Raw genomic sequence first — 21,637 nt, forward strand, 5'->3', positions numbered from 1 at the left:
GTCTATTTACACTTCGGCGAGCCCATCGGCACGTTGGGCCACGGCCAGTTCTTCCAGCTCCCGCCCTCACCGATACAGGCCGATCCGCCGTCGGCGGGAGGCTGGCTGTTCGTCGGAGTTGGCGGATCCTTGCTCTCACTTGCAGCCTTGGGCGGCGGGGCCAAGCGCTGGTCGACATAAACGGTCGACACGTAACCCGCGACGATCACGCCCAGAAAGACCGAAGATCCTTTGGCCAGGTCGTTCAGCCGCATCGATTCACTCCGTCCATCAGTCACGGCCGCCACGCCATCTTCAGCACCGGCCGGCCCGAGGTCGGGTTCACGTCGTCGCCGGCATGGGCAAAGCCGTTGCGTTCGTAGAAGCGGATGGCGCGGGCGTTGTCCTTGTTGACCAGCAGCGTGACCCCAGAAGGCGACAGCCGCTTGGCCTCATCGACCAGCAGCCTTGCTGCATCCGAGCCCCAATGATCGGGATCGACCACGAGCTGGTCGAGATAGCCGTCCCCGTCGATGGTCACGAAACCGGTCAGTGCGCCGTCCTGTTCCGAGACGACGATCTGGGACTTCGGCACCAGATCCTTGCGCCAGCGCTCGCGCCACCAGTCGAGCCGCGCGGCGAAATCGATCTGCGGATAGGCCTGCTGCCAGGTGCGATGCCAGAGATCGATCGCCGCCGCTTCGTCAGTGGCCGCGTAGGGGCGGAGGTGGAGCGTGCTCACTACCGCTCCGTCAGCTTCAGCTCGATGCGGCGGTTGCGCTTGTAGGCCTCCTCGGTGTTGCCCGGGTCGAGCGGCTGGAATTCGGCAAAGCCTGCGGCGACCAGGCGCTGGGCCGGCACGCCGAGCGAGATCAGATATTGCACCACCGAGATCGCGCGCGCCGACGACAGGTCCCAGTTCGACTTGAAGTTCGGGCCGTTCACCGGGCGCACGTCGGTGTGGCCGTCGACGCGCAGCACCCAGGCGATCTCGGGTGGGATCTTCTTGTCGAGCTCGATCAGCGCGTTTGCCACGGTGTCCAGCTCGGCCTTGCCCTCGGGCAGCAGCGTCGCCTGGCCGGTGTCGAAGAACACTTCGGACTGGAACACGAAGCGGTCGCCGACGACGCGGATGTCGGGGCGGTTGCCGAGGATGGCGCGCAGGCGGCCGAAGAACTCGGAGCGGTAGCGCGACAATTCCTGCACGCGCTGCGCCAGGGCGACGTTGAGGCGCGAGCCCAGATCGGCGATGCGGTTCTGCGATTCCTTGTCGCGCTTCTCGCTGGCATCGAGCGCCTCTTCCAGCGCCGCCAATTGCCGGCGCAGCGCGCTGATCTGCTGGTTCAGCACCTCGATCTGCGCCAGCGCCCGCGCCGACACCGCCTTCTCGGAATCCAGCGCCTTGCCGAGCTCGGCGGTCTTGCCTTGCGCATCGTTGCCGGCATTGGCGAGGCCTTCATAGAGGCCCTTCATGCGGTCGCGCTCGTTCTCGGCCGAGGCGAGGCCGGCCTTCAGCTGCGAAACCTCGTCGTCGAGCGAGAGCTTGCCGAGCTTCTCGAGCGACAAGAGCTCGGTGAGCTGGGCGATCTTGGCGTTGAGCTGCTCCAGCGCCTTGTCCTTGCCGGTCACCTCCTGCGACAGGAAGAACTGCACGACCAGGAACACCGAGAGCAGGAAGACGATCGACAGCACCAGCGTCGACAGCGCGTCGACGAATCCGGGCCAGTAGTTGAAGGCGCCTTCGCTGCGGCGGCCGCGGGCTAGAGCCATGCTCGCCTCTCAAATGCTGATTGCCTAACTCTTCTCCGGCTGGCGCGCGATGCGCTCCAGCAGGCGGCGGATCTCGCGGTTTTGCTCGCCCTGGCCGTCGGCCCATTCCCGGATCATCTGCTGCTCGGTCCGCATGTGCGAGACCAGCGCCTGGATGGCCTCTGCGAGGCTCGCCATCGCCGCCGTGGTGCCGCGGCTGGCGCTGCCCTCCTCGAGCACGGAGCGAAGCCGCTCGACCGCCGCCTGGAGCTCGCCGCTGGCAACGCCGCCACTGCTCGCGACGGCGGTGACTTCGCTGCTGCCGTATTCGCGCACGGTGGTGGCGAGCCAGTCCTCGAGGTCGGTGTAGAAGCGGTTCTGCGCCTGGCTCGATTGCAGATCGAGGAAGCCGAGGATCAGCGAGCCGGCGAGGCCGAACAGCGAGCTCGAAAACGAAATACCCATGCCGCCGAGCGGGGCGGCGAGGCCCTCCTTCAGCGTGTCGAACAGCGCGCCGGCATCGCCGCCGACCTTGAGGCCGTCGATCACCTTGCCGACCGAGCCGACCGTCTCGATCAGGCCCCAGAAGGTGCCGAGCAGGCCGAGGAAGACGAGCAGGCCGGTCATGTAGCGGGAGATATCGCGGGCTTCATCGAGGCGCGTCGCGATCGAATCCAGCAGATGCCGCATCGTGGTCTGGGTGATCGACATCCGCCCGGTGCGCTCGCCGCCCAGGATCATCGCCATCGGCGCCAGCAGCTTGGGGTGCCGGGCCGGCGCGAGGCCGGGATCGGCGATGCGGAAATTGTTGACCCAGGAGACCTCGGGATAGAGGCGGATGACCTGCCGGAAGGCCAGCACGATGCCGATGAACAGCACGGCCCCGATCAGGGCGTTCAAACCAGGGTTGGCGAAGAAGGCCTGGATGATCTGCTTGTAGAGCACGACGCCCACCAGCGCGCACAGCACCAGGAAGACCAGCATCCGCACCAGGAAGACGCTGGGCGAGGACAGTTTTGTGTACTCGATCTCGATGGTGGAGCGGGGCGAGGCGCCTGACGGCATGGCCGGTATCATCCATTACGAAAGCTTGCTTGCTTCCGCACTATGGCACAGCGCCGGGGCAAAAAAAGCGCCGGCTGCGCGGATTTCGGTGGGAGGGGCGGGAACCCAAAGCTGAAACCGGGCTTTGATACGCACATAGGCTGCAAAACTTCGGCATCCCGCGGGCAGGGCTCGGTTTTTGCACGGCTCCGCCCGCCGGGACTGGACCAGGGGAGGGCTGCGTGAGCGTCGTTTCCGCGATCATGGGGACTGCCGAACGCGTGCCCTTGCCCGATGTGGTGGTCCGCGCCGCGATCCAGCGCCTGTGCTCCCGCACGGCAACCCGTCTCGCCGCGCATGATGCGGCCGACGATGCCGCCTTCGCCGGGCGGATGATGCTGAGGTCGATCGCCGAGCACGCCGACGCCGCCAACACCCAGCACTACGAAGTGCCGCAAACCTTCTTCGCGCAGGTGCTGGGACCGAACCGGAAATACTCCTCCTGCTTCTACAGGACCGACGCGACGACGCTGCAGGAGGCAGAGGAGGAGGCGCTGCGTCAGACCGTCGAGCATGCCGGTCTCGCAGATGGACAGACCATCCTCGAGCTCGGCTGCGGCTGGGGCGCCCTGTCGCTGTGGATGGCGCGGCAGTTTCCGCATGCCAAGGTGACCGCGGTCTCGAACTCACGGTCGCAGCGCGCCTATATCGAAGAGATGGCGCAGAGCCGCGGCATGACGAATCTGCGCGTCGTCACATCAGACATGAACGTGTTCGCCCCCGATGGCCAGTTCGACCGTATCGTCTCGATCGAGATGTTCGAGCACATGATGAACTGGCGCAAGCTGATGACGCGCGTGCAGTCATGGCTTGCTCCGGAGGGACGCTTCTTCATGCAGATCTTCACCCATCGCGTCGGCTCCTATCTGTTCGACCAGGCCAATCGCGAGGACTGGATCGCGCAGCATTTCTTCACGGGCGGCCTCATGCCGAGTCATCATCTCGTCCGGCAATATGACGATATCTTTGCAATCGAGAGGGAGTGGCGCTGGAGCGGCACGCATTATCAGCGCACGGCCAACGACTGGCTCGCCAATTTCGACGCTCATCGCGACGCCATCGAAGCCATTTTGCGCAACGTCTATCGCGAGGACACCGCGTTATGGATGCGGCGCTGGCGCTGGTTCTTCCTCGCGACGTCAGGCCTGTTCGGCTACGCCGACGGAACGGAATGGGGCGTCAGCCACTATCGGATGAAGGCGGCGGACCTTTGCGCCTAAGCAGCCTTGCTGGCTCGCGGCTTTGCTGTTTTGCGCGGCTTACTTGGCTTCCTGGATAAGGGGCGCGCAGTCAGACCTAAGCCAAGCGCGCGCAATACCCCCAGCATTGTCGAGAACTCCGGATTTCCGGTCTCGCCGAGGGCCTTGTACAACCCCTCGCGGCTCAGCCCCGTCGATTTTGCTATCTCGCTCATGCCGCGGGCACGCGCAACGGTATTCACGGAGTCACGAATGAATGCCGCGTCGCCTGTCTCCAGCGCAGCCGTAATGAATTCGGCTTGTGCTTCCGGCGTATCCAAATATTCCGCCGCATCAAATGGTGTTGTTTTCAGCGCCATTGCACTACTCCAGTTCCTCAAGCATGGCCCGTGCCCGCTTGATGTCCGCAGATTGCTTTCGCTTGTCGCCACCGCAGAGCAGGATGACCGTCACGGCTCCACGTTGTGCCGCATAGAGTCGATAGCCCGGGCCGTAGTCAATTCTGAATTCAGACAGGCCCGCTCCCAAAGACTTCACGTCGCCAAGTGCGCCGCGTTCGATCAATGCGATTCGGCTTGCGATGCGCGCAACTGCGCGACGGTCGTGTAATCCGGCAAGCCAGCTCCGAAATGCTTCTGTCTGTACAACATCGACCACGAACTGATCTGTAATCCATAGTTCACAGGAGGGCAAGTCCTCAAAGAACGAGGCAATCGCTTTGGCTGGGCGCGTTGTCACGCCGCGCTGGCGCCGGTTCTTCCTCGCGACGTCGGGCCTGTTCGGCTACGCCGACGGAACGGAGTGGGGCGTCAGCCACTATCGGGTGAAGGCCGCGGATTGATTGCGGTGTTCTGTCGCAGCACGCCGTGATGGAACCCGACTCACAATCAGGTGAGTCCCAAAAAATCACCAGAACTCAGAGCGATAGGGCGTGTGACATTGAGCCGCCCGGGCGATGCGTTGCGTCGCAGCACGTCCATTCTATTTTGACCGCATCAGCCAACAATTTTGGGGCACTTAACTTCATGTCAGGACTACGAGCGCGATCGGCATGCGTTGCACTGATGCTCGCGGCCTTTGCGCCGCTGCTCGGTGCTTGCGACGAATCCTCATCCGCCGTCTCCGCGGCGCAGCCGATCGAACCCGATGTCAGCATCGTCACCGTCAAGCCGCAAGCCCGCGCCGTGGTGCGTGAGCTGCCCGGCCGGATCTCGCCGACGCGCGTCGCCGAAGTGCGGCCGCGCGTGTCGGGCATCGTCGTCGAACGCCTGTTCCGGCAGGGCAGCGAAGTGAAGGCAGGCGATCCGCTCTATCGCATCGATCCGCGTCCGTTCGAGGTCGAGGTCATGGCCAATGAGGCCGGACTTGCCAAGGCTGAAGCCGCGTTGATGCAGGCGCAGCAGCAGGCGCGCCGTATCGCGACGCTGACCAGCCAGCGTGCCGCGCCGGAAGCCGAGAACGAAAAAACCATCGCAGCCGAGCGCCAAGCCCAGGCCGAAGTCGAAGGGCGCAAGGCCGACCTCGCGCGGGCCAAGCTCAACCTGGACTATGCGACCGTGCGCGCGCCGATCGACGGCGTGGTCGGCGCTGCCCTGGTCAGCGAGGGCGCGCTGGTCGTGCAGAACGAGACCAATCTCGCCACCGTGCAGCAGCTCGATCCCATTTATGCGGACTTCACCCAGTCGGTGACCGAGCTCAACCAGCTGCGCCGCGCCTTCGAGAGCGGCGATCTTGACCGCATCGAGGCGGATGCGGCCAAGGTCCGTCTCGTGCTCGACGACAATACGATCTACGCGCTCGACGGCAAGCTGCTGTTCTCCGATGCCAAGGTTGACGCGCATACCGGGCAGGTGACCTTGCGCGGCGAGTTCCGCAATCCCAAGCGCGAGCTGCTGCCGGGCATGTATGTCCGCGTCCGCATCGAGCAGGGCCTGGACTCCGACGCGATCGCGGTGCCGCAACAGGCTGTGCAGCGCAATGGCGGCGGCGGCAGCGAGGTGTTCGTCGTCAAGGACGACAATCGCATCGCGGTGCAGCCGATCCGCACTGGCTCGGTGCAGGACGGCGTCTGGTTCGTCACTGACGGCCTCAAGGCCGGCGACAAGGTCGTGGTCGAAGGCTTCCAGAAGTTTGCGGCCGGCGACAAGGTCAAGCCGCAATCCTGGTCCGAGGCCGAGGCGAGTGCGGACAACAGGCGCGCCCTCAAGGTCGTGCGGTAATCCGCCATGCCGAGCTTCTTCATCGACAGGCCGATCTTCGCCTGGGTCGTCGCGCTGTTCATCTGTCTGATCGGCGCGATCTCGATCCCGCTGTTGCCGATCGCGCAATATCCGATCATCGCGCCGCCCTCGATCTCGATCTCGACGAGCTACCCCGGCGCGTCGCCCGAAAACCTCTACAACAGCGTCACGCGGCTGATCGAGGAGGAGCTCAACGGCGCCTCTGGCATCCTCAATTTCGAATCGACCAGCGACTCGCTCGGCCAGGTCGAGATCACTGCGAACTTCCAGCCGGGCACCGACACCAGCGCAGCCTCTGTCGAGGTGCAGAACCGCATCAAGCGCGTCGAGGCGCGCCTGCCGCGCGCGGTGATCCAGCAGGGCATTTTGATCGAGGAAGCCTCCAGCGCGGTGCTGCAGATCATCACGCTGAACTCGACCGACGGCAGCCTCGACGAGGTCGGCCTCGGCGACTTCATGATCCGCAACGTGCTCGGCGAGATCAGGCGCATTCCCGGCGTCGGCCGCGCCACGCTGTATTCGACCGAGCGCAGTCTTCGCGTCTGGGTCGATCCCGCCAAGCTGGTCGGCTATGGCCTCACCGCCGATGATGTCAACAAGGCGATATCGGCGCAGAACGCGCAGGTCGCCTCGGGCAGCATCGGTGCGGAGCCGTCGACCGCGACCCAGCGCACCTCGGCGCTGGTGCTGGTCAAGGGCCAGCTGTCCTCGCCTGACGAGTTCGGCGCCATCATCCTGCGCGCCAACGCCGATGGCTCCACCGTGCGCCTGCGCGACGTCGCGCGCATCGAGGTCGGTGGCCTCAGCTATCAGTTCAACACGCGCCTGAACGGCAAGCCGACCGCGGGCCTGTCCGTCCTAATGTCGCCGACCGGCAATGCGCTGGCGACCGCGAGTGCCGTCGAAGAGAAGATGAAGGAGCTGTCGCGCTTCTTCCCGGCCAACATCAGTTACGAGATCCCCTACAACATCACGCCCGTGGTCGAGGCATCGATCAAGAAGGTGCTGTCGACCCTGCTAGAGGCCGTCGTGCTGGTGTTCGTGGTGATGTTCCTATTTCTGCAGAACATCCGCTACACCATCATTCCAACCATCGTGGTGCCGGTGGCGCTGCTCGGGGCCTGCACCACGCTGCTGCTCGCCGGCTACTCCATCAACATGCTCAGCATGTTCGGCATGGTGCTCGCGGTCGGCATCCTCGTCGACGACGCCATCGTCGTGGTCGAGAACGTCGAGCGCATCATGGCCGAGGAAGGCCTGTCGCCGAAGGAGGCAACCCGCAAGGCCATGTCGCAGATCACCAGTGCCATCATCGGCATCACCTTGGTGCTGATGGCGGTGTTCGTGCCGATGGCGTTCTTTCCGGGTTCGGTCGGCATCATCTATCGCCAGTTCTCGGTCACCATGGTCGCGGCGATCGGCTTCTCCGCCTTCCTGGCGCTGTCGCTGACGCCGGCGCTGTGCGCGACGCTGCTCAAGCCCGTCCCGGCCGGCCACGGTCACGCCAGGCGTGGCGTGTTCGGCTGGTTCAACCGCATGCTCGAAGGCGGCAAGGAGGGCTATTCCCGCACCGTCGGTTTCTCGCTGAAGCGCACCGGCCGTTTGATGATGGTCTATGCTGCGCTGCTGGTTGGGTTGTCCTGGGCCTTTGTCAGCCTGCCGGGCGGCTTCCTGCCGGTCGACGACCAGGGTTTTGTGACGACCGACGTGCAAACGCCATCGGATTCGTCCTACGGCCGCACCGAGGCGGTGATCGAGAAAGTGGAAAAATATCTGGCGCAGCGGCCCGGGATCGACAACGTCACCTTCCTCACCGGCTTCAGCTTCTCCGGCCAGGGCATGAACACGGCGCAGGCCTTCATCACCTTGAAGGACTGGTCGGAGCGCGGTCCGAAGGACTCCGCCGCGGCCATCGTCGATGACATCAACCGCGATCTCGGCGCCTTGATCCGCGATGCAAAAATCTCGGCGTTGCAGCCGCCGCCGATCGACAATCTCGGCAACTCCTCGGGCTTTTCGTTCCGTCTGCAGGATCGCGGGCAGAAGGGCTATCCGGCCCTGATGCGCGCCGCCGACCAGCTGATCGCGGAAGCCAATGCCAGCCCGGTGCTGCAGAAGGTCTATGTCGAGGGCCTGCCCGAGACGGGCGTGGTCAATCTCGTGATCGATCGCGAGAAGGCCGGCGCCTTCGGCGTCACCTTCGAGGACATCAACAACACGGTCTCGACCAATCTCGGCTCGAACTACATCAACGACTTCCCGAACCGCGGCCGCATGCAGCGCGTCGTGGTGCAGGCCGACAGCCGCGATCGCATGAAGACCGAGGACATCCTCAACTACAACGTCAAGAACTCTCGCGGCCAGCTGGTGCCGTTCTCGTCCTTCGCATCGGTCGAATGGTCGCGCGGTCCCACCCAGATCGCCGGCTTCAACTATTATCCGGCGGTGCGCATCTCGGGCGAGGCCAAGCCCGGCTTCACCTCGGGCGATGCGATCGCCGAGATGGAGAGGCTGGCCGGCAAGCTGCCGCGCGGCTTCGGCTATGAATGGACCGGCCAGTCGCTCCAGGAAAAGCTGTCGGGTTCGCAGGCGCCGTTCCTGCTGGCGCTCTCCGTCTTCGTGGTGTTCCTGTGCCTGGCCGCGCTCTATGAGAGCTGGACCATTCCGCTTGCGGTGCTGCTCACCGTGCCGCTCGGCATCGTCGGCGCGGTGGTGGCGGCGATGCTGCGCGGCCTGCCCAACGACGTCTATTTCACCGTCGGCCTGATCACCATCATCGGCCTCGCCGCCAAGGATGCGATCCTGATCATCGAATTCGCCAAGGATCTGCGCAAAGAGGGCAGGCCGCTGGTGGAGGCAACCATCGAAGCCTGTCGCCTGCGCTTCCGCCCGATCCTGATGACCGGCCTTGCCTTCATCTGCGGCGTGCTGCCGATGGCGATTGCGCATGGTGCTGGCGGCGCCAGCCAGCAGGCGCTCGGCAGCGTCGTGATGGGGGGCATGATCGCGGTGGTGATTTTGGCCTTGCTGATGGTGCCGGTGTTCTTCGTCTCGGTGCAGCGCGTGCTGGCGGGCGATCGGGAGAAGGTGGCGACGAGCGCCGAGGCGTATGGGCCACCGGCGCCGGTGAAGCCATAGGGCACATTGTCATTCCGGGGCTCGCGCCAAGAGGCGCGCCCCGGAATGACAAGCAGAGAGCTTGCCTTCCCGGGTTCGTCAATCCAGACTGCATCCCTGGATTGAAGGAGCTTTCATTCGCACCACGCTGAATGCACGGCCACCCTTGCCGATTGAGAGCACCTGATGCGTCTGACCGACATTGCAATCTCGAACTATCGCTCGATCAGGCGGCTCTCCATACCCATTCACCCCTTGTCCGTGTTCGTGGGCGAGAACGGCGTCGGCAAATCCAACCTCTACAAATCCCTGTCGCTGTTGCGCGACGCGGCGACCGGGCGGATCACGCGCACGATCGCCGACGAAGGTGGGTTGAATTCGGTCTGCTGGTCCGGCATCCGCAAGCGCGGCGAGGACGGACGACTGCGATTGTCGGCGAGATTCGAGCGCCTGAAATATTCAATAGAGATCGGATTTCCCAGCCCGCTTGCGGCGGCGTTTGCCGGCGAGCCGATGATCAAGGAAGAAAGCATCGAGGCGACGCAGGGCAAGCGAACGGTCAAGTTGATGGAGCGGAAGAATTCGCTCGTCAGCGTCCGCGACGACGGCGGCACATGGAGCAGCCACAAGGATGCGGTGCTGCCGTCCGAGACGGCGCTCGCGGGATTTTACGACGGCAAGCAATGCCCCGAGATCGATCTGATCAGAAACGCCATGCTGGGATGGCGGTTCTATCACGACTTCCGCACCGATCCGGCCTCGCCGATCCGAAAGCCGTGTCTCGCGATCACGACGCCCTCGCTCAGTGCCGATGGCAGCGATCTGGCAGCGGCCCTGGCGACACTCTATACGATCAGGCAGGACGCCACCGAATTGCAGGACGCGATCCAGGATGCGTTCCCAGGCGCCGATCTCCGCGCCTGGGAGCAGGGCGGTTTGTGCGATTTCGATCTGCAACTGGAGGACATGCCGCGCCCGTTCAGGGCGCATGAACTGTCCGACGGGACGCTGAAATACATCTGCCTGCTCGCCGTGTTCATGGGCTATCGGCTGCCGCCGTTCATCGCGCTGAACGAACCCGAGACCAGCCTGCATCCGTCGCTGCTGGCGCCCTTGGCCCGGCTGATCGCCAAGGCATCAAGCCGCGCCGATATCTGGATCGTCACCCATTCGGAGCAGCTGATGGAAGCCTTGCGAAGCGAGAGCTCGGTCCCGCTTCGCCGGGTGATCAAGCAGAAAGGCGCCACCATGATCGAGGGCCTGACCCTCGGCGGGGAATACCGCGAGGAGGAAGCGGAGGAGGATGACGAATGAATTCCGGGCTCAGCGCTTCGCGCTGCCCCGGAATGACGATTTGGAGGGGGTGCTCTCGCCTTACGCCGGCTTCCGCAAAATCCTCACCAATTCCCCGTGCACGTACTCGTTCCCGCACACCACGTCGCCCGTGACCAAGGCATCGCCCGGGGTGTTGATGTCGCTGATCGTCCCGCCCGCTTCGCGCACCATCAGCATGCCGGCGGCGATGTCCCAGGATTGCAAATTGCGCTCCCAATAGCCGTCGAGGCGGCCGGCGGCGACGAAGGCGAGGTCGAGCGAGGCGGCACCGAAGCGGCGCAGGCCCGCGACGCGATCCTGGATCGCGGTCATCTCGCGGCGGAATTCCTCGTGGTCGCCGCGGCCGATATGGGGCAGGCCGCAGGCCACCACGCATTCATTGAGCTGGCGGCGGCCGGCGACGCGCAGGCGCTGGTCGTTGAGGAAGGCGCCCTTGCCGCGCTCGGCGATGTAGAGCTCGTCATTGGCGGGGTTGTAGATCACGCCGGCGATCACGGTGCCCTCGCGGGCAAGGCCGATCGAGATCGCGAATTGCGGAATGCCATGCAGGAAGTTGGTGGTGCCGTCGAGCGGATCGACGATCCAGGTGTGGCTCTTGTCGGTGCCCTCGCGGGTGCCCCCCTCTTCGCCGATGAAGCCGTAGCCGGGCCGCGCCTTGGCGAGGTCCTGGTAGAGGATCTCCTCGGCGCGTTTGTCGGCGAGCGAGACGAAATTGGCGGGCCCCTTCAGCGAGACCTGGAGATGCTCGATCTCGCCGAGATCGCGCTTGAGGCTGCGGCCGGCGCGGCGCGCGGCTTTGACCATGACGTTGATAGTAGCGGAATACAGCATGAGGTCAGTCTTTGATGGGGGAGGGGCGCGAAAGAGCGCCATTTGAGGAGATTGGGTGCCCCGCGGGGGGCCTCAGGTCAAGTCATTTGGTCCCGAGCCATCTCTTGGCGGCGGCCTCCGCCTTGGCACGGTCCTCCGCGGGCAGATCGGCCAGCTCCTTGTCGAGCTCCGGGTCGCCTTTGCCGCCGGTCTTGGCCACCAGATGCCATTTGAAACCCTCGACCTTGTCCACGGGCGCGCCCATGCCGTTGATCAGCACCCAGGCGAGGCGGTTCTGCGCGATCGCGCTGCCCTGGCGGGACGCCTTGCGCAGCAACGCCACGGCCGCGGGCTCGTTCTTCGGCGTGCCGGTGCCGTTGAACAGGGCGATGGCATATTCGACCTCGGCATCGACATTGTCGGCCAGCGCGGCCGCCTGGAGCAGCCGCACTGACCGTTCGAGGTCTTTCGGCACGCCGGTGCCTTCCTTGTAGAAGGTCGCGAGCGCGTATTGCGCCTCGGGCAGGCCGGCATCGGCCGCCTGGCGCAGCAGCTCGGCGGAGCGCTTGACGTCCTGCGGCAGGGTCTGGCCGTCCAGATAGAGCAAGGCGAGATTATAGGCCGCCTTAGGCTCGCCGAGCTTGGCGGCGGAGGCCATCAGCTTGACCGCCTCGGCCTTGTCGACGGGACCGCCGCGGCCGGCGATGCGCAGCATGGCCAGCGCGAACATCGCCTCGCGGTCGCCGGCGTCGGAGGCGCGCTTGTACCATTCCACCGCCTTGGCGTAGTCGCGCCGGATGCCCATGGCGTTGGAATACAGCTCGCCCAGCATGGTCATGGCCTTGGCGTCGCCGGCCTTGGCGCGCTCGCTGGCCAGGTTGAAGGCGGTCTTGTACTGGCCGCGCTGATAGGCACCGAACACCAGATCGACGTTGGGATTGTCTGATGGCGGCGCGGGGATCACGGTCGCAGGCAGGGTCGGGCTCGGCGAGGCCGACGGCTTCGGCGCCGGCGCGGCCTCCTTCTTCTTGGTGATCGTGTGCGGCGCGACCTTGGGCTTTTCCTTGGCCGGTTCTTTGGACTTCTGCTTTTCGGGCGCAGGACTTGGGATCGTGCCCGGCGGCGTGATCTGAAGCTGCGCGGCCGCAGGCATTGCCAGGAGCTGCGTCGCCAGCAGCAGCGCGGCCAGAAGCGTGATGCGAGGAAGCTTCATGGCACCCGCTAGCCCTGGCCCGCGGCAGCCGCCGCGAAGGCCTTCTTGATCGCGGCGTCGGCCTCGATCAGCGCGGCCCTGGGTCCGCGCGGGTCGGCCCAGACGAGATCGCCGACCAGCACGAAATCGGCGCCGCTGGCGGCGAAATCGTAGGCCTCCTCGAACGAGGTGGCGAAGCCGACGCAGGGCGGCTCGAACAGCTCGGCCCACCAGTCCAGCCGCTCGGCGATGGCCTCCGCGGACGGCCGCTGGCCTTTCGCATCGGGCTCGCCGAACAGCACGTAATCGGCGCCCATCTCGCCGGCGCTCATGGATTCGTGGCGCGTGGCGAGGCCGCCGACGCCGGCGATGCGATCGGGCTTGAGCGAGGGCAGTGCCTCCTCCAGCGTCGCGACATTTGCCAGATGCGCGCCATCGGCGCCGCTGCGCGCGACGATTTCCGGATGACCGTCGACCAGGAGGGCCGCGCCGGCGTTCTGCACGAGCGGCGCCATCGCCTTGATCCGCGAGATCATGGTGCGCTGGTCGGTCTCCTTCAACCGCACCAGCACGGCCGCGACATCGGCCGCCGCGAGCAGATCAGGCAGTTCAGCGAGCAGAGAGGCGGGATCGTCGACGACGGGCGTCGCGAGATAGAGGCGCGGCGCGGGGCGCGGCGGAGGCGATTTGTTCGACAAGATCTAGGCTGCCTTCTGTTCCAGGCTGCTTTGCCATTCGCCCCTGGAGGCGAGGCCGTTCATGCGGGCACGATGACTGAATGCGGCTTGCCCGGCCGCAACGTTCTCGGGCCGGCCGGACCAGGCCTTCTGCGGCGCGGCCTGCAGCGCGCGGCCGTAGGAGAAGGTCAGGCCCCAGGGCAGCGGACCGAGCCTGTGCATGGCGTTGAGATGCGCGGTGGCTTCCTCATCCGACTGGCCGCCGGAGAGGAAGGCGATGCCGGGCACGGCCGCGGGCACGCAGGCCCTGAGCAGCCGGATCGTCTTCTCCGCGACCTCCTCGACGGAGGCCTGCTTTGCGCATTTCTTGCCTGAGATCGCCATGTTCGGCTTTAGCACCATGCCTTCGAGCGCGACGCGCTGCACGCGCAGCTCCTGGAACGTCTTGTTGAGCACGCGGCTCGTCACCTCATAGCAGCGATCGATGTCGTGGTCGCCGTCCATCAGCACCTCGGGCTCGACGATCGGCACGATCTGCGCGGCCTGGCACAGCGCGGCATAGCGGGCCAAAGCGTGGGCGTTGACGCTGATCGCGGTCATCGAGGGGATGCCGCTGCCGATGTCGATCACGGCGCGCCATTTGGCGAAGCGCGCGCCGCGCTCGTAATATTTCTTCAATCGCTCGGCGAGCTTGTCGAGCCCGACCGTGACGAGCTCCCCAGGGCACATCGGCAAGGCCTGCGTGCCCTCGTCGACCTTGATGCCGGGAATGGCGCCGGCCTGTTCGATCAGCTTGACCAGCGGCGTGCCGTCTTTGGCGTCCTGCCAGATCGTCTCGTCATAGAGGATCACGCCGGAGATGTACTGGCTCATGGCCTCCTTGGCGCGAAACAGCATCTCGCGATAGTCGCGGCGGTTCGTTTCCGTCGATTCCACCCCGATCGCGTCGAACCGCTTCTTGATGGTGCCGGAGGATTCGTCGGCGGCAAGGATGCCCTTGCCCGGCGCGACCATGGCGGTCGCGATCCTGTTGAGCTCAGTCAGATTCATCGAGAGGTCCTCCCAAAACGATTCTGCCCTTGCCCGTAAAAATAGACCGTTCTCGGGCAATTGCCGAGACAACGTTGGTCGCAGGGCAAAACCGTTCCCCGTCATTCCGGGATGCGCCGAAAGGCGCAGGCCCGGAATCCATAACCCCAGGCTGTGGTTATGGATTCCGGGCCCACGCTTCGCGTGTCCCGGAATGACCCGGGAATAGGCTTGAGAGGTTTACGCCACCTTCACGATCGCTTACGCGACGCGGGGATCCAGCTCGCCCTTGGCGTAGCGCTTGGCCATCTCGGCCGGGGTCAGGATCTTCTTGAACTTGGCGGCCTGGCCTGCCGTGTTGAACTCCTGCAGCCGCTGCTTGCACAGCTTGGTCATGGCTTCCATCGCCGGCTTCAGGTACTTGCGCGGGTCGAACTCTTCCGGATTGTCCTTCAGGACTTTGCGGATCTGGCCGGTCATGGCCATGCGGTTGTCGGTGTCGATGTTGATCTTGCGCACGCCGTTCTTGATGCCGCGCTGAATCTCGGCGACCGGCACGCCCCAGGTCGGCTTCATCTTGCCGCCATAGGCGTTGATGATGTCCTGCAGCTCCTGCGGCACCGAGGAGGAGCCGTGCATGACGAGATGCGTGTTCGGCAGCTTGCGGTGGATCTCCTCGATCACGTTCATGGCGAGGATGTCGCCGTCGGGCTTGCGGGTGAACTTGTAGGCCCCGTGGGACGTGCCCATCGCGATCGCGAGCGCGTCGACCTTGGTCTCCTTAACGAACTTCACGGCCTCGTCCGGATTGGTCAGCAGCTGGTCGTGGGAGAGCTTGCCTTCGGCGCCGTGACCGTCCTCCTTGTCGCCCATGCCGGTTTCGAGCGAGCCGAGCACGCCGAGCTCGCCCTCGACCGAGATGCCGCCGAGATGGGCCATATCGGTCACCGTCTTGGTGACGCCGACATTGTAGGCCCAGTCGCCGGGCGTCTTGCCGTCGGCCTTGAGCGAGCCGTCCATCATGACCGAGGTGAAGCCGGCCTGGATCGCGGTCATGCAGGTCGCGGCCTCGTTGCCGTGGTCGAGATGCACGCAGACCGGAATGTGCGGATAGATCTCGGTCACCGCGTCCATCATGTGCTTGAGCATGACGTCGTTGGCGTAGGAGCGCGCGCCGCGCGAGGCCTGGATGATGACGGGCGCGTCGACCTGGTTGGCCGCGTCCATGATCGCCAGCGCCTGCTCCATGTTGTTGATGTTGAAGGCCGGTACGCCGTAATCGTTCTCAGCCGCATGGTCGAGCAATTGACGCAACGTGATCCGAGCCATCTGTCTTTTTCTCCGTTCGAGCCTGAAGGTCGCTGTTTCCAGCCGACTGTTTACTTGATGCGCAGGACTTCAACGCCGGGCAGCGGCTTGCCTTCCATCCATTCCAGGAATGCGCCGCCGGCGGTCGAGACATAGGTGAAGTCGCCGGCCACATGGGCCTGGTTGAGGGCTGCGACCGTGTCGCCGCCGCCCGCGATCGAGATCAGCTTCTTCGCCTTGGTGCGTTCGGCGGCGTGCTTGGCCGCCGCCACGGTGCCGCGGTCGAACGGCTGCATCTCGAAGGCCCCGAGCGGTCCGTTCCAGACCAGCGTCGCGGCGTCGTCGATCGCGGCGTGAACACGCGCGATCGATTGCGGGCCGACATCCAGGATCATGCCGTCGGCCGGGATCGCGTCCAACCCGTAGGCATGCGAGGGCGCGTTGGCGGCGAAATGATAGGCGACGGTGGCATCCACGGGAAGGATGATGGCGCAGTTGGCGGCTTCCGCTTTCTCCATGATGCGCACGGCGGTCGCGGCGAGATCCTTCTCGGCCAGCGACTTGCCGACCGCGACGCCCTGGGCGTGCAGGAAGGTATTGGCCATGCCGCCGCCGATCACGAGCGCGTCGACCTTGGTGACGAGGTTTTCCAGGAGGTCGATCTTGGTGGAGACCTTGGCGCCGCCGATGATGGCGATGACGGGCTTGGTCGGCGAGCCCAGCGCCTTCTCCAGCGCATCCAGCTCGGCCTGCATGGTGCGGCCGGCATAGGCCGGCAGCTTGTGGCCGAGGCCTTCGGTGGAGGCATGGGCGCGGTGCGCGGCCGAGAAGGCATCGCTGACCCAGATGTCGCCGAGCTTGGCCAGCTCCGCGACGAAGGCGGGATCGTTCTTCTCTTCTTCCTTATGGAAGCGGGTGTTCTCGAGGCAGAGGATGTCGCCATCCTTCATGTCAGCGACCGCCTTGGCCGCGGGCTCGCCGATGCAATCGTCGGCGAAAGCGACCGGCTTCTTCACGACCTTCGACAGCGCCTCGGCCACGGGCAGAAGCGAGTCCTTGGCATCGCGCCCCTTCGGCCGGCCGAAATGCGCGAGCAGGATGACCTTGCCGCCCTTGTCCGAGATTTCGGTGATGGTCGGCGCGACGCGCTCGAGCCGGGTCGCATCGGTCACGCGTCCGTTGTCCATGGGGACGTTGAGATCGACGCGCAGCAGCACGCACTTGCCCTTCACGTCGACGTCGTCGAGGGTGCGGAATTTGGCCATGTCCTGATCACTCGTTGGCTGGCGACGCTACGGCGCATCGCGCTCGGGTGGATTGCCTTCCTGCCTGGTCTTGATCTTACTCCCCTGGCGCACGCCATACGCGATCAATGCGAACAGCAGAATGACGCCAGGAATTCCGATCCAGGCAGGAAGCATTGCGCTCCCCTTAGATCACCTTCGCCATCGCGACGGCGGTGTCGGCCATGCGGTTCGAGAAGCCCCACTCGTTGTCGTACCAGGACATCACGCGCACCAGCGTGCCATTCTGCACCTTGGTCTGGTCCTCGTGGAAGGTCGAGGAGTGCGGGTCGTGGTTGAAGTCGATCGAGACGTTCGGCGCACTGGTGTAGCCGAGGATGCCCTTGAGCTGCTGCTCGCTGGCGCGCTTCATCGCCGCGTTGATCTCCTTGGCATCGGTCGCGCGCTTGGCGACGATCTTGAGATCAACGACCGAGACGTTCGGGGTCGGCACCCGGATCGCGACGCCGTCGAGCTTGCCCTTCAACTCGGGCAGCACGAGACCGATCGCCTTGGCGGCGCCGGTCGAGGTCGGGATCATCGACATCGCCGCCGCGCGGCCGCGGTAGAGATCCTTGTGCAGCGTATCCAGCGTCGGCTGGTCGCCGGTGTAGGCGTGGATCGTGGTCATGAAGCCGGTTTCGATGCCGACGAGATCGTTCAGCACCTTGGCGACCGGCGCGAGGCAGTTGGTGGTGCAGGAACCGTTGGAGACGACCAGATGATCCTTGGTCAGCGTCTCGTGATTGACGCCGTAGACGATGGTGGCGTCGGCGCCGTCAGCCGGCGCGGAAACCAGCACGCGCTTGGCTCCGGCGGTCAGATGTGCCGAGGCCTTGTCCTTCGAGGTGAAGATGCCGGTGCATTCCAGCGCGATGTCGACGCCGAGATCCTTCCACGGCAGCTTCGAGGGATCGCGCTCGGCGCTCACCTTGATCTTGCCGTTGCCGAGGCTGATCGAGTCGCCATCGACAGTCACGGTGCCGGGGAAACGGCCATGGACGCTGTCGTAGCGCAGGAGATGAGCGTTGGTCTCCACTGGGCCGAGATCGTTGATGCCGACGACCTCGATGTCCTTGCGGCCGGACTCTGCGATCGCCCGCAGCACGTTGCGGCCGATGCGGCCAAAACCGTTGATTGCCACGCGGACTGCCATGTTTCGTCTCCTTCAATGACCGTTGTCATCCCGCACAACGCGCTTCTGACGCGCCTGCGAGGGTTTTTTAGGGCGGACGCCCGGTTCGGCCGGGCGGTGCTTGATCATATGAGAGCTTTGGTAGTCCTTTTTTTTGACAAGCTCAACTCTCAGCTGACGCGCTTCAGCACGGCGTTAACCGCAGCCTCGGCGGTAATGCCGAAATGCTGGAAGATCTTGTTCAAAGGCGCGCTGGCACCGAACGAGTGCATGCCTACGAATTCGCCATCCTGGCCGATCACGGCATCCCAGCCCCAACGCACCGCAGCCTCGATCGCGACCTTGATCGGCGCATTACCGATGATCGCGTCACGGCGTTCCTTTGGTTGCGCTAGCAAAAGCTCGAGCGAGGGCACCGAGACCACCCGCGTCGGAATGCCGCGCTCGGCGAGCTGCTTCTGGGCGGCCACTGCCATCTCGACTTCGGAACCCGAAGCGAACAACGTCGCCTTGGCTTCGCCTTGGGCGGCGACCAGCTCATAGGCGCCATGCTGGCAGGGATTGTCGTTCGGCGCCGTGGTCCGGAGCTGCGGCAGGTTCTGGCGCGTCAGCGCCAGCACGGTCGGGCCGTCGATGCGGTTCAGTGCGAGCTCCCAGCACTCGGCGACCTCCATCGCGTCGCAGGGACGGAACACGCGCATGTTCGGAATGGCCCTGAGCGCGGCGAGGTGCTCGACCGGCTGGTGGGTCGGACCGTCTTCGCCGAGGCCGATGGAATCGTGCGTCATCACGTAGACGACGCCGGCACCCATCAGCGCGGCGAGGCGCATCGCGGGACGCGCGTAGTCGGTGAAGACCAGGAAGGTCGCACCGTTCGGCGCGAAGCCGCCATGCAGGAAAATGCCGTTCATCGCCGCCGCCATGCCGTGCTCGCGGATGCCGTAATGGATGAAGCGGCCCTTCGGCGTCTTGGCGGAGAAGGCGGTCGCCGACTTCGCCTTGTTGTTGTTGGAGCCGGTGAGGTCGGCGGAGCCGGCGAGGAATTCCATCGGCATCGCACCGGCGATCACTTCGATGACCGCTTCCGAAGACTTGCGGGTCGCCGCAGTCATCGGCTTTTCCAGGAGCTCCTTCTTGTAGGCGCGCAGCGCCTTGGCCAGCGAAGCGGGACGTTCATGGCGCAGGCGGCGCTCGAACTCGGCGCGCTTGCGGTTGCCGAGCTCGCCGAGCCGCGTTTCCCATTCCTGCCGTGCGGCCGCGCCGCGGCTGCCGGCGCCACGCCAGGCCTTCAGCACGTCATCGGGCACCGAGAACGGCTCGAGCGAGATGCCGAGATTTTCCTTGGCGGCCTTCAGCTCGTCGGCGCCGAGCGCCTCGCCATGCGCCTTCGCGGTGCCGGCCTTATGCGGCGCGCCGAAGCCGATGGTGGTGCGGCAGGCGATCAGCGTCGGCTTGTTCGACTTCTTCGCGCGGGTGATGGCATCGGCAATCGCCGCCTGGTCGTGACCGTCGATCTTCTCGGCCGCCCAGCCCGCCGACTTGAAGCGCTTCACCTGGTCGACCGAGTCGGAGATCGAGGTCGGGCCGTCGATCGAGATGCCGTTGTCGTCGTAGAGCACGATCAGCTTGTTGAGCTTCCAGTGCCCGGCCATCGCGATCGCTTCCTGCGACACGCCTTCCATCAGGTCACCGTCGGAGGCGAGCACGTAGGTGTGGTGGTCGACGATCTTCTTGCCGAACTCGGCGGCCAGCATCTTCTCGGCGAGCGCCATGCCGACCGCGGTCGAGATACCCTGGCCGAGCGGGCCGGTGGTGGTCTCGATGCCCTTGGTGTGGCCGTGCTCCGGATGTCCGGGGGTCAGCGACCCGAGCTGACGGAAGTTCTTGAGCTGGTCGATCGTCATCTCCGGACTGCCGAGGAGATACAGCAGCGAATAGAGCAGCATCGAGCCGTGGCCGGCCGACAGCACGAAGCGGTCGCGGTCCGGCCATTCGGTCGCGGCGATGTCGAATTTCAGGAATTGCGTGAACAGCACCGTCGCGATGTCGGCGGCGCCCATCGGCAGGCCGGGATGGCCCGATTTCGCCTTCTCGACAGCGTCCATCGAGAGGCCACGGATCGCGTTGGCCATGCGGTTGTGGTCGACTTGCGTCATGTCTGAAATCCGTCTGAAATGAAGCGCTTGGCGGTGGTGCGGGCCGCGCGGGAGAAGTCTGGCGGCAGCTGAAGGTCGGGGCTGGGATAGCACCTCGGTTCCGGGAGTCCAAGGCAATCAAACGCGCCACGGCGCGAAAAGCTGCTTATCGGTGCATAGTTTCGCGGCGGCGTTGCGCTCGGCTAGCTTGCCACGTAAATTTCTGCTTCTAACCGCTTGCCGAACCGAGTCTTTTGCTGGCCGGCAAGCTCTCGAGGTCAAGCCCACGGGCTTAAGCCCACCAGGTTCCGCCGCTGACTGCATGAACGATCGCGTGTCCAAAAGCTCTGCCATGACGGAATCAGCTGCCGTCGAGATCGAGATCGCGACCCGCAGACTCACGGCGGCGCTCGACGCGCTCGAAAGCGCGGTCGAGCGGCGGCGCGATGCCGATCGCGACGAGAACGAGCTTGCGACGCGAATCCAGGCGCTGGGCGCGGACCGCTCGCGCCTTGCCGACGAGCTCGACGGCGCGCTGGTCAAGGCACGCAAGCTCGAGCGCACCAACCGCGAGATCTCCGACCGGCTGGATTCCGCGATCGTCACGATACGCTCGGTGCTCGATACCGGAGAGGACGGATGAGCCACATCAACGTCACCATCAACGCGCGGCAGTACCGCATGGCGTGCGAGGAGGGCCAGGAGGTGCGGCTGCTCAAGCTCGCCGAAAGCCTGGAGACCCGCATCCAGTCGCTGCGCGGAAAATTCGGCGAGATCGGCGATGCGCGGCTCACCGTGATGGCGGCGCTGACCGTCTGCGACGAACTGGTCGACGCCGGCAACCGCATCCGCACCATGGAGCAGGAGCTGACCGAGCTCCGGGATTTCCGCAACGCCGCCGTCGAGCGCGCGCGGATGACGCAAACCGCCGTGGTCAACGCCCTGAACGCCGCCGCCGAGCGCATCGAGAAATCCACCCAGGTGCTGAATCGCACGGTCGGGAACGGCATCGCGATCGGGTGATCGTGGTTAGAACGAAAGATCGCGCCGCGGCGGAGGTGCTCACCTCTCCCCGCTGGGAGAGGTGGGCACCGAGACCGCAGCCGGGCTGGCGATTCAGCAGTATCGTTGTTACATTGCCCCCGCGAGGCTGCGACGCGCGTCAGGAGCCATATATCCCCGGGGCCTTATCGATCCTTTAGGGAACTGTCCCTGGCCGGGCCCGTGGGCCCGGACATATGGTGCCCACCTACTTTCGTAGGGAACTCCGGGATCGAGTGCTTCAACGGCGTCCGCGGCTTCGCACTGTTTCTTCCTTCTGGTTCGTGCCTGTTGAAATGACTGC

22 protein-coding genes and 1 other RNA gene are annotated in these 21,637 nt (G+C 65.1%); 8 read left to right on the plus strand and 15 right to left on the minus strand.

The window, feature by feature from the left end; genetic code table 11:
• Positions 1 to 2 precede the first annotated feature (2 nt).
• From X265_RS06905 to X265_RS06920, 4 genes are read right to left on the minus strand one after another with little or no spacing between them, the layout of a single operon-like run.
• Positions 3 to 254, minus strand: coding sequence for a hypothetical protein (locus tag X265_RS06905; RefSeq protein ID WP_128964127.1), 252 nt, complete (start codon positions 252 to 254; stop codon positions 3 to 5).
• 20 nt (positions 255 to 274) lie between these two features.
• Positions 275 to 721 (minus strand): GNAT family N-acetyltransferase, encoded by a 447-nt coding sequence (locus X265_RS06910; protein WP_128964128.1) that lies wholly within the window; start codon positions 719 to 721, stop codon positions 275 to 277.
• A complete protein-coding gene (locus tag X265_RS06915) occupies positions 721 to 1,749 on the minus strand; it encodes a peptidoglycan -binding protein (protein ID WP_128964129.1) in 1,029 nt (342 codons plus the stop codon). The genes X265_RS06910 and X265_RS06915 overlap by 1 nt, the downstream gene beginning before the upstream one ends.
• A 24-nt stretch (positions 1,750 to 1,773) precedes the next feature.
• Positions 1,774 to 2,793: a flagellar motor protein MotA gene (locus tag X265_RS06920; protein ID WP_164938453.1), complete on the minus strand. Its 1,020-nt coding sequence runs from the start codon at positions 2,791 to 2,793 to the stop codon at positions 1,774 to 1,776.
• Positions 2,794 to 3,014: 221 nt separating this feature from the next.
• Between X265_RS06920 and X265_RS06925 the strand changes: the two genes are divergently transcribed.
• Positions 3,015 to 4,052, plus strand: coding sequence for an SAM-dependent methyltransferase (locus tag X265_RS06925; protein ID WP_128964131.1), 1,038 nt, complete (start codon positions 3,015 to 3,017; stop codon positions 4,050 to 4,052).
• Here the strand turns inward: X265_RS06925 and X265_RS06930 are convergent.
• Both X265_RS06930 and X265_RS06935 read right to left on the minus strand, forming a co-directional pair.
• Positions 4,049 to 4,390 (minus strand): addiction module antidote protein, encoded by a 342-nt coding sequence (locus tag X265_RS06930; protein WP_128964132.1) that lies wholly within the window; start codon positions 4,388 to 4,390, stop codon positions 4,049 to 4,051. The genes X265_RS06925 and X265_RS06930 overlap by 4 nt on opposite strands.
• Positions 4,391 to 4,394: 4 nt before the next feature.
• Positions 4,395 to 4,688 (minus strand): type II toxin-antitoxin system RelE/ParE family toxin, encoded by a 294-nt coding sequence (locus X265_RS06935; RefSeq protein ID WP_128964133.1) that lies wholly within the window; start codon positions 4,686 to 4,688, stop codon positions 4,395 to 4,397.
• Positions 4,689 to 4,749: 61 nt separating this feature from the next.
• Here X265_RS06935 and X265_RS41915 point away from each other — a divergent pair, with 61 nt between their 5' ends.
• From X265_RS41915 to X265_RS06950, 4 genes are all read left to right on the plus strand, one after another.
• On the plus strand, positions 4,750 to 4,872 hold the full coding sequence (locus X265_RS41915) for a hypothetical protein (RefSeq protein ID WP_283814961.1): 123 nt from the start codon (positions 4,750 to 4,752) through the stop codon (positions 4,870 to 4,872).
• Positions 4,873 to 5,056: 184 nt separating this feature from the next.
• Positions 5,057 to 6,250 (plus strand): efflux RND transporter periplasmic adaptor subunit, encoded by a 1,194-nt coding sequence (locus X265_RS06940; RefSeq protein ID WP_128964134.1) that lies wholly within the window; start codon positions 5,057 to 5,059, stop codon positions 6,248 to 6,250.
• Between the two features lie 6 nt (positions 6,251 to 6,256).
• Positions 6,257 to 9,409 (plus strand): multidrug efflux RND transporter permease subunit, encoded by a 3,153-nt coding sequence (locus X265_RS06945; RefSeq protein WP_128964135.1) that lies wholly within the window; start codon positions 6,257 to 6,259, stop codon positions 9,407 to 9,409.
• Positions 9,410 to 9,574: 165 nt separating this feature from the next.
• Complete coding sequence (locus X265_RS06950) at positions 9,575 to 10,702, plus strand: AAA family ATPase (protein ID WP_128964136.1); 1,128 nt, start codon at positions 9,575 to 9,577, stop codon at positions 10,700 to 10,702.
• A gap of 60 nt (positions 10,703 to 10,762) precedes the next feature.
• Here X265_RS06950 and X265_RS06955 read toward each other — a convergent pair whose 3' ends face one another.
• The 9 genes from X265_RS06955 to tkt form a co-directional block, all read right to left on the minus strand.
• The gene (locus X265_RS06955; protein WP_128964137.1) at positions 10,763 to 11,554 is read right to left on the minus strand and encodes an inositol monophosphatase family protein; all 792 of its coding nucleotides are present in this window, start codon (positions 11,552 to 11,554) and stop codon (positions 10,763 to 10,765) included.
• An 82-nt stretch (positions 11,555 to 11,636) separates the two neighbouring features.
• Positions 11,637 to 12,746, minus strand: coding sequence for a tetratricopeptide repeat protein (locus tag X265_RS06960; protein ID WP_128964138.1), 1,110 nt, complete (start codon positions 12,744 to 12,746; stop codon positions 11,637 to 11,639).
• Positions 12,747 to 12,754: 8 nt separating this feature from the next.
• A complete protein-coding gene (locus X265_RS06965) occupies positions 12,755 to 13,423 on the minus strand; it encodes a thiamine phosphate synthase (RefSeq protein ID WP_128964139.1) in 669 nt (222 codons plus the stop codon).
• A gap of 3 nt (positions 13,424 to 13,426) precedes the next feature.
• Positions 13,427 to 14,452, minus strand: coding sequence for a class I fructose-bisphosphate aldolase (locus X265_RS06970; RefSeq protein WP_128964140.1), 1,026 nt, complete (start codon positions 14,450 to 14,452; stop codon positions 13,427 to 13,429).
• Between the two features lie 240 nt (positions 14,453 to 14,692).
• The gene (fba, locus tag X265_RS06975) at positions 14,693 to 15,760 is read right to left on the minus strand and encodes a class II fructose-bisphosphate aldolase (protein WP_128964141.1); all 1,068 of its coding nucleotides are present in this window, start codon (positions 15,758 to 15,760) and stop codon (positions 14,693 to 14,695) included.
• Between the two features lie 50 nt (positions 15,761 to 15,810).
• Positions 15,811 to 17,004, minus strand: coding sequence for a phosphoglycerate kinase (locus tag X265_RS06980; RefSeq protein ID WP_128964142.1), 1,194 nt, complete (start codon positions 17,002 to 17,004; stop codon positions 15,811 to 15,813).
• A gap of 27 nt (positions 17,005 to 17,031) precedes the next feature.
• Positions 17,032 to 17,160, minus strand: coding sequence for a hypothetical protein (locus X265_RS41920; RefSeq protein WP_283814960.1), 129 nt, complete (start codon positions 17,158 to 17,160; stop codon positions 17,032 to 17,034).
• A gap of 10 nt (positions 17,161 to 17,170) precedes the next feature.
• Positions 17,171 to 18,178 (minus strand): type I glyceraldehyde-3-phosphate dehydrogenase, encoded by a 1,008-nt coding sequence (gene gap, locus X265_RS06985; protein ID WP_128964143.1) that lies wholly within the window; start codon positions 18,176 to 18,178, stop codon positions 17,171 to 17,173.
• A 149-nt stretch (positions 18,179 to 18,327) separates the two neighbouring features.
• Complete coding sequence (tkt, locus tag X265_RS06990) at positions 18,328 to 20,313, minus strand: transketolase (protein WP_128964144.1); 1,986 nt, start codon at positions 20,311 to 20,313, stop codon at positions 18,328 to 18,330.
• Positions 20,314 to 20,644: 331 nt separating this feature from the next.
• Between tkt and X265_RS06995 the strand changes: the two genes are divergently transcribed.
• The 3 genes from X265_RS06995 (at position 20,645) to ssrS (ending at position 21,597) form a co-directional block, all read left to right on the plus strand.
• Positions 20,645 to 20,935, plus strand: coding sequence for a DUF4164 domain-containing protein (locus X265_RS06995; RefSeq protein WP_128964145.1), 291 nt, complete (start codon positions 20,645 to 20,647; stop codon positions 20,933 to 20,935).
• The gene (locus tag X265_RS07000; RefSeq protein WP_027530136.1) at positions 20,932 to 21,315 is read left to right on the plus strand and encodes a cell division protein ZapA; all 384 of its coding nucleotides are present in this window, start codon (positions 20,932 to 20,934) and stop codon (positions 21,313 to 21,315) included. The genes X265_RS06995 and X265_RS07000 overlap by 4 nt, the downstream gene beginning before the upstream one ends.
• 121 nt (positions 21,316 to 21,436) lie before the next feature.
• A non-coding RNA gene (gene ssrS, locus X265_RS07005) (6S RNA) lies at positions 21,437 to 21,597 on the plus strand.
• The last annotated feature ends 40 nt before the right edge of the window (positions 21,598 to 21,637 follow it).

Source organism: Bradyrhizobium guangdongense (assembly GCF_004114975.1).
Taxonomy (GTDB): Bacteria; Pseudomonadota; Alphaproteobacteria; order Rhizobiales; family Xanthobacteraceae; genus Bradyrhizobium; species Bradyrhizobium guangdongense.

Excerpts from the sequence above, each read along its gene's own strand:
- X265_RS06905 (WP_128964127.1), bottom strand. The coding sequence starts at position 254 with ATGCGGCTGAACGACCTGGCCAAAGGATCTTCGGTCTTTCTGGGCGTG.
- X265_RS06980 (WP_128964142.1), bottom strand. The coding sequence starts at position 17,004 with ATGGCCAAATTCCGCACCCTCGACGACGTCGACGTGAAGGGCAAGTGC.
- X265_RS06970 (WP_128964140.1), bottom strand. The coding sequence starts at position 14,452 with ATGAATCTGACTGAGCTCAACAGGATCGCGACCGCCATGGTCGCGCCG.
- X265_RS06955 (WP_128964137.1), bottom strand. The coding sequence starts at position 11,554 with ATGCTGTATTCCGCTACTATCAACGTCATGGTCAAAGCCGCGCGCCGC.
- X265_RS06945 (WP_128964135.1), top strand. The coding sequence starts at position 6,257 with ATGCCGAGCTTCTTCATCGACAGGCCGATCTTCGCCTGGGTCGTCGCG.
- X265_RS06960 (WP_128964138.1), bottom strand. The coding sequence starts at position 12,746 with ATGAAGCTTCCTCGCATCACGCTTCTGGCCGCGCTGCTGCTGGCGACG.
- X265_RS06915 (WP_128964129.1), bottom strand. The coding sequence starts at position 1,749 with ATGGCTCTAGCCCGCGGCCGCCGCAGCGAAGGCGCCTTCAACTACTGG.
- X265_RS41920 (WP_283814960.1), bottom strand. The coding sequence starts at position 17,160 with ATGCTTCCTGCCTGGATCGGAATTCCTGGCGTCATTCTGCTGTTCGCA.
- X265_RS06995 (WP_128964145.1), top strand. The coding sequence starts at position 20,645 with ATGACGGAATCAGCTGCCGTCGAGATCGAGATCGCGACCCGCAGACTC.
- X265_RS06930 (WP_128964132.1), bottom strand. The coding sequence starts at position 4,390 with ATGGCGCTGAAAACAACACCATTTGATGCGGCGGAATATTTGGATACG.
- tkt (WP_128964144.1), bottom strand. The coding sequence starts at position 20,313 with ATGACGCAAGTCGACCACAACCGCATGGCCAACGCGATCCGTGGCCTC.
- X265_RS06950 (WP_128964136.1), top strand. The coding sequence starts at position 9,575 with ATGCGTCTGACCGACATTGCAATCTCGAACTATCGCTCGATCAGGCGG.
- gap (WP_128964143.1), bottom strand. The coding sequence starts at position 18,178 with ATGGCAGTCCGCGTGGCAATCAACGGTTTTGGCCGCATCGGCCGCAAC.
- fba (WP_128964141.1), bottom strand. The coding sequence starts at position 15,760 with ATGGCTCGGATCACGTTGCGTCAATTGCTCGACCATGCGGCTGAGAAC.
- X265_RS06920 (WP_164938453.1), bottom strand. The coding sequence starts at position 2,793 with ATGCCGTCAGGCGCCTCGCCCCGCTCCACCATCGAGATCGAGTACACA.
- X265_RS06940 (WP_128964134.1), top strand. The coding sequence starts at position 5,057 with ATGTCAGGACTACGAGCGCGATCGGCATGCGTTGCACTGATGCTCGCG.
- X265_RS07000 (WP_027530136.1), top strand. The coding sequence starts at position 20,932 with ATGAGCCACATCAACGTCACCATCAACGCGCGGCAGTACCGCATGGCG.